A 15,991-nucleotide genomic window follows, 5' to 3' on the forward strand; every position below is an offset into this window, starting at 1 on the left:
GATAGATCCACTACATCACGACGAGGTTGCCGCGGCTATAACAGGCAGCCTCGTTGACGTAGCGGACCGATATATCTCATTATTTTATGGTTTTGCGGTATTTGGATGTTTCGGGATTGTTTTCGTGAGGAGGTCACTGGTTTCGTATTGACTTATCCTGTATAGATTGGATCATTAAATTCGGATTTCCCAGCAGAAGTGATAATAACTTGAACAACGCGATCTGTGTCCAGTGATTTCCTCGTATAATCAAAAATCTGCCTCCGATCGCCCGCTGCAAGGGATATGATACCATGTATCTGCATACGTTCCGCTTTTTGTCTGGTTCAGCTGGCTCGCGGGAGCAGCTGATCGAAACGATCAATTGCTTTTCCATTGACGTCACGAGAAAAAATAATACAACCGTCGTAATGAACGGCGGTTGTATGGGGATACCGGAGTGACGTAACATCAAATTTATGCCGGCCATTCCAACGTAACTAGACCGCTTCCGGTCAACGCGCAGTTGGCGACACGTAGCGTCCCTTTATGCAGGCTCATCACATGGTTCGCAATATACAGCCCCATGCCAAAATGGGAATTTGACCTTCTTGACGTATCGTCCATAAAAAACTGGTCTACGGAGTGCCTTAATGCGGCAGGGGAAAACCCAAGGCCGCTGTCTCTGACGCAAAGGGAGATCATGCCGCCAGACACTGTTACGACAACTTCGATTTCCCCTTGCTCCGGGGAGAAATCGACCGCATTCGATATGACATTCATCACCGCACGCTCCAGTAGTTCGGGATCGACGCACATTGAAGCTGGCAAGCCGTGTGCGGAAAACAACGCCTTAATTTTTTTGACGGAAGCTAACGCGGCAGTCTGGTTTTCAAGCTTTTCGAAATACGTGATGCTGTCTACGGCTTCTGGCAGAAAAGCTGATTCTTTTTCCATTTTAGTCATGGTGATCAGCGTATTCATGTATTGCTCCATCTGACGGCTACTGTCCAATATGAAAGCAGTGTATTCAGATTGTTCGCCCGACAGCTGCGTTTCCGCCAATAGCTCGGCGTTGCCCAGCACAACCGTAAGCGGCGTACGAATATCGTGCGCCAGCGCCGAGATCTGCTCCCTACGGTTTTTCTCCAACTTCCACTGGCGATTTAACGACTCTTTCAGCGCTTCGTTCATCGTGCTAATGGAATAAAGCACATCATCGATTTCCGCAACGCCGCTCCACTTAATGTCGAAGTCGAGATCCTGATTTTGCACCTTGCGGGTCGCCTGCTTCAGCCCGTCCATTTTCCGGGACAACTGCCGCCCAAATGCCGTTGCTAACATAGCCACAAAGATGAGGAAAGCGGCGCAAAATGCGAAGAATGCAAGAAGTTCAGGCGCTGGCAGCCATTTTCTCAAGTCTGGGGTGGCGTATTGTGCCCAGAGAGAATACTGGAATATATATATGTCGCCGTCCGGAGAAACGGCTTTCGCATAATAATAAGGAATTTTTTTTGCGATGTCCGTTTGAAGCATAAGCTGTTTGGCCGATTCAGCCCGCTTATAAGCTAAGCCACCGTCTGTGAAGCCGCCATCCGAACGGTATATTGCATATTTGAACACATCCGATGATGAGTCCGGCACGAAGCCGTTTCCGGCTTCAACCGATTCAGTTGCCGATCTGACCTGTTTTTCGCCAAAATTGGCGGGCAGTACCGATCCCGAAGATAACAGCGAATAAAACAAGATAAAAACCACGGCAACAAGAAGCGGTGTCCCTATGCAAAATACAGATAGGTAGCGGACGAACAACATGCTCAGTTTAACCGGCTTTTTCTTCCTTGACGAGATTATCCTTTCCATAAGTACCCGATGCCCCATACCGTTTCGATTGGTGTCAATCCCGCTTGGGCAAGCTTCCGCCTTATATTCTTGATATGCTCTACGACGGCGGTGGCGTCACTCTCCCCCTCGTAGCCGAATACCGATTCGTAAATATGTTCTTTGGAAAAAACCTGGCCCCGGTTTCGCGCCAAAAATTCGCATATTTCATATTCGCTTTTGGTCAGCGGCACGGCTTCTCCTCCGACTTCCAGCTGTTTGCCTGACAAGTTGAAAGCCGCTTCACCAACGGACAAGATGCTCCGCCTTTCCCGGCGCTCGCGCCGCAGATGCGCCGCGACCCTTGCCCGCAGCTCGCCAGCGCCAAACGGCTTGGAGATATAGTCATCTGCTCCTTCTGCAAGGCCGGCCATCACGTCGCGTTCCATCGTTTTTGCGGTCAGAAACAAAATCGGGCAGTCCACCTTGGTCCTTATATCTCTGCAAACGGCATAGCCGTCGATGCCGGGCATCATGACATCCAGCAAAATCAGATCGAATTTCCCCAGCTGCATTCCGGCAATTTGACTGGGATCCGTTAATGCCGTCACCATATGCCCGTCCTTCTGAAGCACGTTTTTGATCAATGCGGCAACGGCTGTTTCGTCGTCAACCGCCAATAGATTGGCCATCTCTGTTCACTCCCAGCTTATTAATCCGCGGATCTTGCGCCATCCCATCGGCATACCCATGTTCCTAATAATAGCACGAGAATAAGCGTACCGGCGAAGCATAGACAGAAACCCAAGCCGTTAACCCCGGCAGCAGGGGGCAGTATCACGTAACCCATCCCCGTCGAGAGCAAGCTTTCAGCGAACCTTGTTGACCAGGCAAACGGAACAAAAGGCCAAATTCCTTCGCCTAGCCCAGTCAGCAATAGGGCGGAAAGAAGGCTTATCATTACGCCTAAGCCGATGGAGGCAGCTTTACCGAAGCGAAGGCTGATATAAAACAGCAAGAAATAAATAAAAACCGAACCGACAAATAAAAAGGCTGCCGCATTCATGAAGTATCCAAACGGAAATGAAGAGCCTTGTTCCACATAAGGTAATAACCCGCCGAAGCTGGCCATGGCCAGCAGGACGCCAAATGCTCCAAAACCCAGCAGCATTGTCATTTTGCTTGCGAACGGAACAAGCCTGGAGGGGGAGGCAAGTATATGCTGGTAGTTTCCGGCCTCGTATTCCTTCTGGGCGGCCATGGAGCAGGCGACGCCGATCAGCGTCGGGAAGGCTATACCCACGGTTTTCACATAAGCATCCGATATGATAAGCCGCGAACCCGGCGCTATCGAAGCGTAAGCGAGGAACAAGAACGCGCCGATCAGAGGAATCAAAATATGAAGTAGCAGGAAGGGGTCTCTTTTAAGCTTTAACGTATCGGATTTTAACCAAGCGAAATAGGCTTTCATTTATACAGCCTCCCTTTTACGGAACATGTACGAGGTCAGCATTGATAAGAAGGCAAACAACAATAGCGATAGCATAACCCCAGGAAGGACGACGCCGGAATCCGTCAGGGGGTCGTCACCGTTTACCGGTATACCGTTTGGCAAAACGCCGATTAATGGAATCATGATCCGGCTTGCGATTCCGTAAGGTACTGACCACCATAACGATGAGGTGGAAATCACAGCAACCCCGGCCATGTTTCCAGCTACGCTGAAAATCAGAGCGGCGGCGGAACCCAGTTTTTCAACGACTAACATGCAAAGCGGAACTTGCCAAACGAAAGCCAAAAAGAGCATCAAGCAAGCAACGGCGTCGCTTAGCAGCGATAAGCTGCCTTCAAATACGTAACCCCCAAGTGACAGCCCAATAAAGAAAATGGTGAAAGTAAGAAAAAGGAAAAACACGGATGCGCCGATTTTAGCCGACCACCACCGGCTTGGTGCAACCGGCAGGCCAAGCAGCGCACGGTAACGAAGCTTTCCACTGTCCTTCTGAACGACGCCGGTGCACAGAAGAGCGATGGCACCGGGCAGCATGAGGGTATAGAACCAGTTATAGCTGCCGCTCTTAAACAGATGGCCGCCCATCAGCAGAGCACTTAACAACATCGTTGCAATTGGCGTAAGCCAGATGAGTTTTTTTGTGAAGGTGCGTTTCATTTTCAAGTTTTCCATCGCAATTTCGGTCCACATATCAGTTGCCTCCTTCCCGCTGTTCTCGGACGATTTGCATAAATAAAGCTTCGAGGTTTTCTTCCGGGTCAACCGCTCCTTGATGGCGAAGGGAACCGCCCGCGATAATGCCGATATAGTCAGCGATCTGTTCGACTTCTGATAAGATATGGCTGGACAAGATGACCGTTATTCCTTTGCTAGGGAGAGAACGGATCAGCTCGCGCTGCTCCTGAATGCCGATCGGATCAAGTCCGTTGGTCGGCTCATCGAGGATAAGCAGTTTTGGATGGTTCAACAACGCGATGGCAATGCCAAGTCTTTGCTTCATACCCATGGAAAATTGGCCAGCCCGTTTGCGGCCCGTATCGGTCAACTCGACGATTTCCAGCACCTCTTGGATGCGGGAATCTGGCAGGCCGAGTACGGCTGAGCGCACCTTGAGGTTTTCTTTTGCAGTCAGGTTGTCATAAAGGGGAGGGGCTTCAATTAAAGCTCCAATAAGGGCAAGGGCTTCTCTTGCCCAAGGCTTGCCTTGGAACCAAATCTCGCCGGATGTAGGCCGAAGCATACCGGTTAACATTTTAAGCGTCGTAGATTTTCCTGCGCCGTTAGGGCCAAGGAGCCCATAAACGGAATGCTCCGGAATGGCAAGCGATACGTCCTTGACGGCTAACTGCTTTTTATATGTTTTGCATAGGCTGTTCGTTTGCAAGATCATGTTTTTCACAAGTATCATCCTTTTCTCTTGTTCTTGATTCCATGATAAAGGATGATTCTAAGGATTTTATAAGGAGACTGGAAATGCTCGAATCTCATTCAGTTTCAGTAGTACCAACGCTGAATCTGGCAAGATTGCTTCCAACCAGAAATTTATAGTGGTCGTTTTTGCTGATAGCTAGGGGGCAATGATGCTTCAACTAACGAGGAACGTTAGCGCAATAACCAGGGAGCAGGTCGCCGCGCGGCAGCTGCTCCCTTCTTCATTAAAGTAACGGGCAGTTTAACGCAATAATACTGAAGTAGAATGAAGTCCTTCATGGTATCATGGATATCGTGTGAAGCTGAAACAGCGAATGTCAGAACAAATGAAAATAGAGCACGGAAATGTAATTTTGACTACTGGAGACGTAATTAGATACGGAGATTATGAGGTGATAAAATGGAGGTTAGAAGATATGGGAGTAAAGCTGGAGGTTTTGTTGCTGGGTTACTCTTAATAATAAGCATTATCTTATTTGCGATACTTTGGCTTAGCGGTAAGAAAATACATACAAACGAGATTAACAAGATCATAGCCTCTAAAAACGGGGAAGTCATTTCAATAAAAGAAGTAAAGCTTGAAGATAGCCCGTTTGTAGATACCATGGAAAGCCGAGTTGGAATGAGAAAAGGATACGACAACACATTTTACAAAATCGAATATTCAACGCAAGGTGCTAAGCATATTGCATGGTATAGAGGAGTTAACGGACCGTTTGTCCTTAATAGGAAAAACACTGATCTTAATGGAAATGAACTCAAAGAGTTACCTGAGAATAAAGGGAAAATAACCAACTACGATCAACGATGGATATTCGAGGAAGATAGTCAGTAGTTTTATACCCTCCTTGAACTCCCTCGAAATGATTCAAAAATCTCACTCAAGCTCATGAATTCGCAGGATTACACCTTAGCTAATTGTTCAACAGAATGATACGTGTGGAGCCGGTAGCCTGGATCATCTTAAAAGGGCATGCAGGAACAAAGGTGAAGTAGCTATCACCCAAATCATTCCATATCCTGCACGTCTCCATGCTGCCCCCAGCGATTTTCACTCCCACGTCTCAACGGGTCAAAGCCCTTTCATTCCTTCGTCACATCTAGCTAAGGGGTAGGAGGTCGGTTTTTCTATCGGAACGGGTCCGAGCCCTTTTGCGCAATGCCTCCCGATACTCCGTGCTTCTTTATCCTTCGAATACATCAACCGGTGAGAAGTGCGATTTAAGCCGCCTGTGGAAATACTTTGGCGGAGCTGTAGGCTTCGCTGCTTTTAGCCAGGCCAACAAGCATTCTTGCTACCTTGCCGCACAATTTCATAATGGATTTCATTTTCTTCAGCTTCTTTTCTCGGACATTGTGTTGGTGCAGGGCCTTCACATCCGGATTGGTCATCACCATACACATCGTCATGAGATAAAGGAAGCGCCGAAGCCGAGGGCGGCCACGTTTACTGAGTACCATTTTCCCTTTCCATCTCCCTGAACTGGCTTCCGCCAGGTTCAGACCTGCATGACGGAGAAGTACGTTACCATGAGCAAATCCGCTTAGATCGCCGGCTTCACCGAGTACGCCGGCTAAACTGGTTGCATTCACTCCCCGAATCGCAAGCAGCTTACTGGCATAGGGAATTCGTCCAAGTACGAGCCTGAGCTCATTCTCGATTAATTCAAGCTGGCGAGTTGCCAAGTCGTATTCTTCAAGCAGCTGACTCAGGTGGAGCTTGTAAGCGTGCAGGGCTTGTACAGCACCAACGCTGCGCTTTGCCAAGGCAATTAGCTGCTCAGCCCGTCGTAAACCTGCATGACGCTTCACATACTGCTTCCAACCGGCAATTACTTGTTCAGGAGTTAGCTTACTAATCTCCTTCGGTAGAGCAAACAGCCTCAAAGTGGCGATGGCACTGATGCAGGTAAGGACTTTGAAGACCTGCCGAAGCTCAGGAAATACGATATCCACCCAGCGATGCAGCTGGTTCACGGCACTGTTCAGTCTTTTCGTGACCGTATCCCGGTTGGCCATGAGGATCCGCAGTTCTTCGTATGCCTCTGAGTTAAACCGTACAGGCGAATAGTAGCCGTTTTTGACCATGTCGGCGATGACAAGAGCATCCTTGCGGTCGCTTTTGGATGGTGTATTGTCGCGGTTTTCCTTGTTCTTTTTGACAAGATGGGGATTGACGAGAACGGCTTCAATACCTTTAGCTTGAAGCCACCGGGCCAGACTCAACCAGTAATGACCTGTTGGTTCCATGCCGATAATGACCTTGTTCAGCTTGTAGGACGTAAGCAGATCTTGAATCCAGCGGCTGAAGAGACGAAAACCTTCGTCGTGATTACCAAAGTCGATTGGAGCTCCAAGTGCAGTGCCCCTGTAGCTGACTGCACGGGCTACATGGGTCTCTTGCGCGATATCTACGCCAACTACAAGGTGGGTAGAGGTAATGTTTTCAATGAGTTGATTTTGTTTGTCTTGAGATTTAAACTTCATAGTAGAGCGTCCTCCTGGATGTTGGGTTTGAGGCAATGACCTCGTGTGCAACCCCATCGTACCGAGGCGCTTGTTTTTTTGCAAAGACCAAATTATTCGTTTTACAGGAATTCTATCGGGGAACGATAGCTTAATCATGAGACAGCGGCGGCCTGCCACTCGATCGGTCGCCGTTCGTCTTGGAACTATCGTATTGTTGACGAAACAAGGCGAAGGAATTCATAATTGTTCCATTGAGCTATAGGAGAACGATAGTTGAACCAGAACGGATAATGTATGACACTATATAAAAACCATTGATGTAAAAGGGATTTACCTTAATTAATGACATATGTACAAAATACTACGTAATATTAAAATGTAAGTTTTGTTGACCAAGCTATGAATCTACTGTATTTTCATATAGTGTTTCACATTATATGGGGTAATAACCAGCGAAGCTGTCACCAAGTGCCAACGTTAATAACCCTTTCAACAAAGTGGAGCCTTCAGGTGGTGCTGGTGCTATATCATCGTATATAATTAAAAAAGGAAAGCATGAAGCAGCGAGAATTTTCACCCAAACAGTAACAAGTAAATTAATGGGATGGGGCTTTCCTAAGTTAGCAATCTTTGTTGGTACCGCAGTCAATTTTGCTACGGAATATATGGACATTGGCGAAAAAATTGCTGAGTACCTTGATTCTATAGACACTTATCCCAATAATGGATGGATAGGATAAATATTTTATGCGAACCTTTCTAAACATCTTAACTGTAGCTATTTGGTTATTCGTACTTTCATATTTTAGCAACATGTTGGGTGTTCCAAAAAACGGTTATTATCTTGTTACAGTTGTCCCTTTAGGTTTTGGTGGAATGTTCCTAATCAACTATTTATTCAACCGGAATAAAAAAAGGAAGCTTTAACCTAAAGTCATTATGGTGTCAAAAATTAATCATTTAAGAGTCCAAGGGAGGGCATCCTTTGGGCTTTTTTTACATAGCGCGCCTAGCCAAGCTAGGCACAACGAGCCGGTGCAAGTCCGGTCGAGGTAAGAGCCAAGTCGCCTCGTAGCTGACAGGCAGCTGGTGGAGAGACTGGGCGAAGGCCATGGAACGCGTGAAGACCTTGGAATCGCAGCGCGGAAAGAACCTTCCGGTGTATGGGGACTTATAAACTGCAGATTTGAGAAAGTCGTATATAATGTATGACATTATATACGGTGACGAATGTCGGCTGACAAGAACATATATTCATTAAGGGCCGCGTAAGTTGCGGTTTTTTCTTTTTAAGGATATATGTTCTTGTCAAAAGTGCATGACAAGAACATATATCCTTAGCCGTAAATGACAAGAACATGTATTCATTGCCGATTTTCTGATGGTCGTTCAACTATCCAGACATATGTACAAAATCCAGATTCAAGAAAACGGTGTTCTCCGTTTCACGGACGAGGCACGGAGCAGGGTGATCGCCAAGCTCTCAACGGAAGCGGAATCTGCTGATGTAGATGCACCTTAGTCGCTGACAAGTTAAATTTTTATAGCACTTCTTGAACGCTTTCGAGAAGCTGTACGGGTCGGGGTACGGAGCCACGCAGGTATGCGGGCTCCGTTAATTAGTTTGCACTTGCGCAAGCCCGCTGAGCTGAAGTAACTCGGCTGCTGATTATTACGATTACAAGTGCATAGATGATGAACAATACCAAGAAGATTGAGGAATAGCCGAAGGGATAGAAATATGCGCCCAGCACCGGACCGATTGTCATGCCCTGGTAACGGAAAAAATTATAGACCCCGGTTGCAGTCGCACGCATGCGTGAGAGCTCCGATGACAACAATGCCGTCTGCAGCGGCAGAGATAAGCCAAGTGAGAAGCCGAAAAATGAGATGCACACGACAAGCCATGTTAATGAAACGGGCGACAACATTGCCAAGAGAAGTACACTCACTCCATTAAGGACGGCTGTCGCAATCAACATTCTGCGTATCTCAATGTACACCTGCACGGGACCGCAGACGATACTCCCAATAATGAGACAGATAGAGACCGGCAAGTAGAGGACGCCTGTCTCGGTCGGACTGAGGCGATAAGCATCAGTGGCAATCGAAGGAAGCAGGATAATTAAAATATAGAACACCGTATATTGCATAATGCCGAGCAGAATAACCGATTGTCCGCTTCTGTGCGCCAATACGTCCGAGAACTGGCGGAGCGCGAACCGCTCCCCAGCGACCTTATTCATCCCCGTCTCCGGCAGGCTAATATAGATGACCAGCCAGTATAAAGTACTGATTGCGAGCATTACCCACAAGAGCGGGTGGAAGCCGAATCGTTCCCCGACATACCCGCCGAAGACTGGCCCGAGCCCCGGACCCAACGCAACGAGCATCTGATAGATCCCCATCGCACGAACCCTTCGGTTCCCTTCGAATAAATCGCCGATCACCGTTAATGCGGCAACAGAGCCAACTGATCCGCCGACGGCCTGCAGGATGCGGAATACGATCAGCATTTCAATATGATAAGAAAGCGAGACACCTAACGTAGCCAGCAAATAGAACAGGAAGCCGAGCAGTAAAATTTTGCGCCGCCCGTACTTATCGATTAGCGGACCGTAAATGAGCTGCATGAACGCGAATATAATCGGATACACCGATATGGTCAAGCTGACGGCCGTCGAAGATGTACGGAATAATTCGGCAACCTCCGGCAGGAGCGGGGTATAGAACGTCTGCACAAACGGCCCGAAAAAAGCCGCAATGGAAACGAGATACACGAGATAGTGTTTTCGCATTCAGATCACCTCCAGTTCGATGATGGTTTACTTTTCTAAGAATACATAATAAAGTGGAAACGAGGAAGAATGCACTTTTTCGTTCCATACGAACCAAAAGGGAAGTGATGGTCATCGCAATCGATAGAGGGGCAGATTATGTATACAACGGGAAGTCGTATCAATGTCCGATTGATCTCTCCGTATCCTTATTGTCCGGACGATGGAAGACGTCGATCCTGTGTAAATTGCTGACCGGGAAGAAACGTTACGGCGAACTCAAGAAACTTATTCCTGAGGTCAATCATAAAATGCTGACCGAGCAGCTGCGTGAACTGGAGGATGCCGGAATTGTTAGCAGGGAAGTGTATCCTGTCGTCCCACCGAAGGTCGAGTACGAATTGACAGAGCTTGGGGAGGCGCTTCGACCGGCTATTAGCTCCTTGGAAAAATGGGGCAAGCGATTCCAGACAGAGAATCCGTCCGATTCGACTCGCGTATCGAACCGTTAATTCTCGTCAATAAGAGAAAGGCATACAGGCGCCCGCGTATGAAACGCGAGGCGCTTCTTTTATATCTAAGCAGTATCTTAGCTAATGAATCCGTAAGTAATCCACGGAAAAGTGCGTACTTACTTAAAGTGAGCGAACTGAGTATGATACTCATGTAAGCGAAGCTGGCAGTGAAGGAACGCAGCAAACAAAAAATGAGGAGTGATATTAGAATGAAGACGTTAGTTATCGCAGCACATCCAAACATCTCGCAGTCCCGAATTAATAAAGCATGGCTGGAAGCCTTAAGTGAACAACGAGATGTAACAGTCCATGAGTTATACCGAGTCTATCCCGACGAATCGATCGATGTTGAGAAGGAACAAGCACGCTTAGAAGCGCATGAGCGCATAATTTTTCAGTACCCGTTCTATTGGTACAGCACGCCACCGCTGCTGAAGCGATGGTTCGATGACGTCTTGCAGTACGGTTGGGCTTACGGTCCAGGCGGGGATAAGATGAAGGGCAAAGAGATCGGGGTGGCGGTCTCCACGTACGGCTCCGCGGAGTCCTATCAACCTACCGGCTTTAACCGTTTCACAATTGACGAACTGTTAAGACCTGTCCAAGCATTGGCTAACTTTATCGATGCCCGATACATCCCTCATTTTGCAATTAATGATACATCTAACGTGACGGACGACCAGCTTCGGATCAGTCAAGAAGCTTATATACGTTACGTCAATGCTGATTCCCGGATATTCCGATATTGATTTAATATGTTTATTTCATGCCGTTACAACGAGGACTAAAATACCTACACAGACACATCAACAGAGGAGGACTTGTGTGGAACACTGGCATGCGGTGACTATCGAATCGAATTCATGGATGGCGGACTTGAGGTGCGTAAGCAGGAACGGCTTCTCTATTTCAATAAACGGCCTCTATGCGTGACGGTCAAAACGGCATTTGCGCTTAGTGAGTTTTATGATACCGCCTACAGCGAGGTTGTTGTAACGACCCATTCAGTTGTTGCAACAGGGACGCTCACTGTACCTTCAGGCTCGGAATTTTACTTCTCAGACGTGTATGAGTCATCTGACTGCGGATTCAAAGTGAGTCGCAGCGTCAAGGTACTCAAGGCGGGGGATGATCTCGGTTTCTCCACGAAGATCTCCTTAGTCATGGCCGAATCAGACAACACGCGGGATTACAATTATTTCGCGCCAGGCGTCTGGTACAAACAGAACGAGTACGCGCCTGATCACTCATTCGGCAAAGACTTGGATTGCGATTATTATTGGCGCATGGAGACCAACTATGCTTTGCCATTATTCGCTATGCAGAATATTGCATCGGGTGAAATGGCAGCGAGCATAGAATGCAACAACTTTTAGTTCATACTCTGAAAGGTAATCGAGACGCTGCTGTTGATATCATCTTGATATTTGAACCCAAGTCGGTTGCTTTGGTGAGATGAACTGTTAATACTAATGATTCAATGCAACCATTTTAGGTTCACGACTGTCATTAATAAGTGATTTAATGCAACCGTATTTGCTTCATAAATAGGGAATGCAACTTAATTTAGTTCACCAATGCAACTGTTTTAGGTTCACCGGACAGTAAATGACAAGAACATGTATTGTATTCACACGAAGACACGATGTCGGAGGACAAGAACATATATTCATTAAGGGCCGCATAAGTTGCGTTTTTTTCGTTTTAAGGATATATGTTCTTGTCAAAAGTGCATGAAAAGAACATACATCCTTAGCCGTAAATGACAAGAACATGTATTCATTGCCGTATAGCTCAAAATTCTCGGGTGGTCGTTCAGGCATGGATGGCTAACGGGCAGGATAGTTCCAATATGTGGTATTATAAGGTGAAAGATTATCCTGGGAAGGAATGATGATCTTGATACTACTTCTTAAAATAATCGGGGTTGCAATAATTGGTATCGCCCCTCTGTATGAGTTATACAGAAGACGCTTATGGAAAAAGCCAAATACTTTTGATACCATGTGACCACTAATGACGAGGCTGCCGCAGGATCGGCAGCTTCATTACGTTAACGGGCAGCATTCCTATTATGAGTAAATACGAAGTTTGAGAAATAAAAAGACTCCTTGGTATGATGTTTATGGGTCCCAGAGCTCGCCAGCGAACGGATCCAAAAACAAACCAAGGAGACTACAAGATGAATATTACTCAAAATGAACGTATTAATCAAATCACTTCTTCTACCTTAATTGTCGGAGTGGACATCGCAAAATTCAAACATGTGGCCCGAGCACAAGACTACCGCGGAGTCGAGTTCGGAAAGCCTATTACGTTCGAGAATACCCGAGAAGGCTTTGAATTGTTCGTTAACTGGTTCCGAAAAATTGCGACGGAGCAAGGGTTCAAGGATGCTATCATTGGCATGGAGCCAACCGGCCATTATTGGCTGAACCTCGCGTATTACCTGGAAGAACAACAAGTTTTATGCGGTGTAGTTAATCCGCTGCACGTGAAGAAAAGCAAAGAATTAGACGACAATTCGCCGACCAAGAACGACATTAAAGATGCCAAAATCATCGCACAACTTGTCAAAGATGGAAGATATGCCGTACCTAATCTTCTCCGAGGCAAATATGCCGAACTCAGGGAAGCGATGAAAATTCGCGATCATCTGTCGACTGACTTGCGCGTGGTGCAGGGCCGTATTCATAACTGGTTGGATCGGTACTTTCCAGAGTTCCTCACGGTATTTAAGGATTGGGAATGCAAGTCAGCACGCCAAATGCTCAGTCTTTGTTTGTTACCGCATGAGCTGGTTTCACGTCAGAGGAAGCCTTGCTGAGTCATCTCAGAAAGGTTGCCAAGCGAGGTCTCGGCATGGAACGTATGAGAAGTCTGAAAGCGGCGGCAAGCCGTTCTATTGGCCTGCGAGAAGGTACAGCATTAGCAAAACTCGAGCTCCAATTACTATTAACACAGTACGAACTGCGTGAAGGTAAGTTTGCTGAGCTTGAGGCAAAGCTGGATGAGCTCTTGGAGCAAATCCCTCATGTGAAGCAATTAATGGCCATTAAAGGAATAGGCCGGGATAGCATAGCTGGTTTCCTCGCTGAAGTCGGTGACATTGGGCGATACCGGCATCCTAAGCAGATCATAAAGTTAGCCGGCTTGAACTTAAAGGAAAACACGTCCGGTAAACACAAGGGACAGACAAAGATTACAAAGCGCGGTCGAAAGCGACTGCGAGCGCTGCTATTTCGCGTCATGATGCCGCTGGTGGCAAAGAATCGTGCCTTCAAAGCATTGCACCAGTACTACACCAAACGGCCAACCAATCCATTGAAGAAGATGCAGTCACTCATAGCACTATGCGGTAAGCTAATTCGAATTCTCTTTGGTGTCCTGAAAAAGGGGCATCGGTTTAGTGAAGAAAAGATGTTGGAGGATATCCCAAGGTTCACGGAAGTGTCGTTAGCAGCTTAGATTACACGTTAATTCATAGAAGGCGAACGTAAATAACAAGAGTACAGACAATTGAAGCACGGATAAGTCGGAACAAAATTAACATACGGACGAAGATCCTATTCTCCATAGAGGGAGGTTACTGCAATAAGGCCCTTGGGGATGTAGCGGAGGCAGCTGGCCAACAATCAGCTTTCTTTTTTTGTGATGTTAAAATTGAAACCCCAAAATAAATCTTGCGTTCGAGTTTACTCGAAGGGATATACTGGTGTCATGAATAAATCACTAACCATTCGGCAAGTAGTCGCCCTTACAGGCCTTAGCGTCCATACGCTTCGTTATTATGAGCAAATAGGTCTCCTCACTTCCATTAATCGTAATGATCATGGACATCGTTGTTATACTTTTGAAGACGTAACTTGGATCGAGTTTATTAATCGTCTTAAAGCCACCGGAATGTCATTAACCAATATGCTAGAAATTGCTGAACTAAAAAGGAAGGGAGATTCGACTCTTACTACAAGAAGGATTCTTCTAGAGGAACATTACACCACAGTTCAAAAAGCAATCATAGAACTTCAGAATAATCTTAAATTACTGGAAGAAAAAATAATTACTTACAAGGAAATGGAGAATAGGTACGCATTAAAGCAAAAGTTAATCGAACAACCAACAGACCGTTCAGCTGAATAATACACTGACAGAATATGAAGTAGCTAACTTCTATTTAGCATAGGGGGTGGCTTTCCACTAAAACCAAGTATAAATATATGTATAATATACTATGTTCACAATTGAAAGGATGAAGATAATTGCAAACGAACAAGTCTTTATTCATCTTCTTTATCGCCCTTGGCGTATTTGGTATTGCCAATACGGAGCTTGGCGTAGTAGGGATTTTGCCTCGAATTTCTGAGCGCTTCCAAGTCAGTGCTTCTCAAGCAGGTTTGCTCGTTAGCATGTTTGCTTTGATCATAGCCATTTCTGGTCCGTTTATGACTCTTTTATTTTCCGGTATTAACCGAAAAAAGATTCTGTGCGGAGTACTTGCTGTTTTCGCCATTTCTAATCTGATTTCCGCCTTTGCCCCAACCTTTACTGCCTTATTACTGTCAAGACTGCTGCCTGCATTTCTTCATCCCGTTTATTTTTCTGTTGCATTTGTAGCAGCCGTCAGCTCGGTTCCAAAAGAACAAAGTACCAACGCAGTGGCCAAAGTTTTTATGGGTTTAACGGTCGGGATGGTAATAGGCATTCCGGTCACTTCGTATATTGGGGATCAGTTTTCACTTGAAGCCGCTTTTCTATTTTCTTCCGGAATAAATACGCTAGCCCTGTTCGGAATTGCTGCGCTCGTTCCATCGTTACCCGTTCAAGGTAAATTGACCTATGGCCGACAATTACGTATATTGGCAAAGCCGCAGCTATGGCTTAACATTACTACGGCTTGCTTCATCCTGGCGGCTTTATATTCTGTCTATTCCTATTTTGCAGCGTATCTCAAGACGGTGACAGGAATGAACGGTGAAACCGTCAGTTTTATGCTCGTTCTTTTTGGCATCAGCGGGATACTTGGGAATCTGCAAACGGCAAAATATTTAAGTAAGGACTTGATCAAAACCACCGTGTTTTATCCCTTTGTGCTTATCGGTATGTATTTGCTGATATTTTGTCTTGGACGTTACTCCGTTCCGATGATTGCCATCGTACTGGTATGGGGAGCCGTCTTTACCGGCGGTCTCATTATAAGCCAAACATGGTTAACCTCGGAGGCCCGTGAAGCACCTGAGTTTGCTAACAGCTTATTTGTCTCCTTCGGAAATCTGGGTATCACACTCGGCACCGCCCTAGGCGGATGGTTTCTATCCCATCTGGGAACACATAACATTACGTGGAGCGGAATATTGTTTCTGCTGATTGCATTGTTGTGTATTGGATTGAAACTTAAGTTGTTTGATCTGAAAGAGGACAAGAATTTAAGCGTTAAGAAATCTCCAAATGTTCAATGATACGGTTAGGGATTTCGTTGAGCTAACGGG

Annotated in this window: 14 protein-coding genes and 1 pseudogene; 8 read left to right on the forward strand and 7 right to left on the reverse strand. The window is 46.4% G+C overall.

The genetic code is table 11. The annotated features are described in order from the left end of the window. Positions 1 to 456: 456 nt before the first annotated feature. Genes ACP26L_RS07770 through ACP26L_RS07790 form a run of 5 tightly spaced genes read right to left on the reverse strand, consistent with a single transcriptional unit; the run spans position 457 to position 4,712 of the window. Complete coding sequence (locus tag ACP26L_RS07770) at positions 457 to 1,842, reverse strand: sensor histidine kinase (RefSeq protein ID WP_426451964.1); 1,386 nt, start codon at positions 1,840 to 1,842, stop codon at positions 457 to 459. Further along, positions 1,830 to 2,492, reverse strand: a complete 663-nt coding sequence (locus ACP26L_RS07775) for a response regulator transcription factor (RefSeq protein ID WP_426451965.1) — start codon at positions 2,490 to 2,492, stop codon at positions 1,830 to 1,832. The genes ACP26L_RS07770 and ACP26L_RS07775 overlap by 13 nt, the downstream gene beginning before the upstream one ends. A gap of 20 nt (positions 2,493 to 2,512) precedes the next feature. Further along, a complete protein-coding gene (locus ACP26L_RS07780; RefSeq protein ID WP_426451966.1) occupies positions 2,513 to 3,271 on the reverse strand; it encodes a lantibiotic immunity ABC transporter MutG family permease subunit in 759 nt (252 codons plus the stop codon). Further along, positions 3,272 to 4,003 (reverse strand): lantibiotic immunity ABC transporter MutE/EpiE family permease subunit, encoded by a 732-nt coding sequence (locus ACP26L_RS07785; protein ID WP_426451967.1) that lies wholly within the window; start codon positions 4,001 to 4,003, stop codon positions 3,272 to 3,274. It lies immediately after the preceding gene. Between the two features lies 1 nt (position 4,004). Then, positions 4,005 to 4,712 carry a lantibiotic protection ABC transporter ATP-binding protein gene (locus tag ACP26L_RS07790; protein ID WP_426451968.1) on the reverse strand — a complete coding sequence of 236 codons (708 nt, stop codon included), beginning with the start codon at positions 4,710 to 4,712 and terminating at the stop codon, positions 4,005 to 4,007. Positions 4,713 to 5,144: 432 nt separating this feature from the next. On the opposite strand from ACP26L_RS07790, the gene ACP26L_RS07795 reads away from it, so the two are divergent. Beyond that, a complete protein-coding gene (locus tag ACP26L_RS07795) occupies positions 5,145 to 5,579 on the forward strand; it encodes a hypothetical protein (protein WP_426451969.1) in 435 nt (144 codons plus the stop codon). Between the two features lie 386 nt (positions 5,580 to 5,965). Here the strand turns inward: ACP26L_RS07795 and ACP26L_RS07800 are convergent, their stop codons facing one another. After that, positions 5,966 to 7,231 (reverse strand): IS110 family transposase, encoded by a 1,266-nt coding sequence (locus ACP26L_RS07800; RefSeq protein WP_426451970.1) that lies wholly within the window; start codon positions 7,229 to 7,231, stop codon positions 5,966 to 5,968. Positions 7,232 to 7,710: 479 nt separating this feature from the next. Between ACP26L_RS07800 and ACP26L_RS07805 the strand changes: the two genes are divergently transcribed. Then, positions 7,711 to 7,953: a hypothetical protein gene (locus ACP26L_RS07805; RefSeq protein ID WP_426451971.1), complete on the forward strand. Its 243-nt coding sequence runs from the start codon at positions 7,711 to 7,713 to the stop codon at positions 7,951 to 7,953. An 879-nt stretch (positions 7,954 to 8,832) separates the two neighbouring features. Here the strand turns inward: ACP26L_RS07805 and ACP26L_RS07810 are convergent. Continuing rightward, positions 8,833 to 10,011, reverse strand: coding sequence for an MFS transporter (locus ACP26L_RS07810; protein ID WP_426451972.1), 1,179 nt, complete (start codon positions 10,009 to 10,011; stop codon positions 8,833 to 8,835). A gap of 107 nt (positions 10,012 to 10,118) precedes the next feature. On the opposite strand from ACP26L_RS07810, the gene ACP26L_RS07815 reads away from it, so the two are divergent. From ACP26L_RS07815 to ACP26L_RS07840, 6 genes and pseudogenes are all read left to right on the forward strand, one after another. Beyond that, positions 10,119 to 10,502 carry a winged helix-turn-helix transcriptional regulator gene (locus ACP26L_RS07815; RefSeq protein WP_014651242.1) on the forward strand — a complete coding sequence of 128 codons (384 nt, stop codon included), beginning with the start codon at positions 10,119 to 10,121 and terminating at the stop codon, positions 10,500 to 10,502. Between the two features lie 212 nt (positions 10,503 to 10,714). Further along, positions 10,715 to 11,254: an NAD(P)H-dependent oxidoreductase gene (locus tag ACP26L_RS07820; RefSeq protein ID WP_377473229.1), complete on the forward strand. Its 540-nt coding sequence runs from the start codon at positions 10,715 to 10,717 to the stop codon at positions 11,252 to 11,254. A 114-nt stretch (positions 11,255 to 11,368) separates the two neighbouring features. Then, complete coding sequence (locus tag ACP26L_RS07825) at positions 11,369 to 11,881, forward strand: hypothetical protein (RefSeq protein WP_426451973.1); 513 nt, start codon at positions 11,369 to 11,371, stop codon at positions 11,879 to 11,881. An 806-nt stretch (positions 11,882 to 12,687) separates the two neighbouring features. Then, positions 12,688 to 13,973, forward strand: a pseudogene (locus ACP26L_RS07830) (IS110 family transposase). Positions 13,974 to 14,159: 186 nt separating this feature from the next. Beyond that, complete coding sequence (locus tag ACP26L_RS07835) at positions 14,160 to 14,645, forward strand: MerR family transcriptional regulator (protein WP_426451974.1); 486 nt, start codon at positions 14,160 to 14,162, stop codon at positions 14,643 to 14,645. Between the two features lie 119 nt (positions 14,646 to 14,764). Beyond that, complete coding sequence (locus tag ACP26L_RS07840; protein WP_426451975.1) at positions 14,765 to 15,961, forward strand: MFS transporter; 1,197 nt, start codon at positions 14,765 to 14,767, stop codon at positions 15,959 to 15,961. The last annotated feature ends 30 nt before the right edge of the window (positions 15,962 to 15,991 follow it).

Origin of the sequence: Paenibacillus sp. S-38 (genome assembly GCF_049942825.1) — a bacterium.
Taxonomy (GTDB): Bacteria; Bacillota; Bacilli; order Paenibacillales; family NBRC-103111; genus Paenibacillus_G.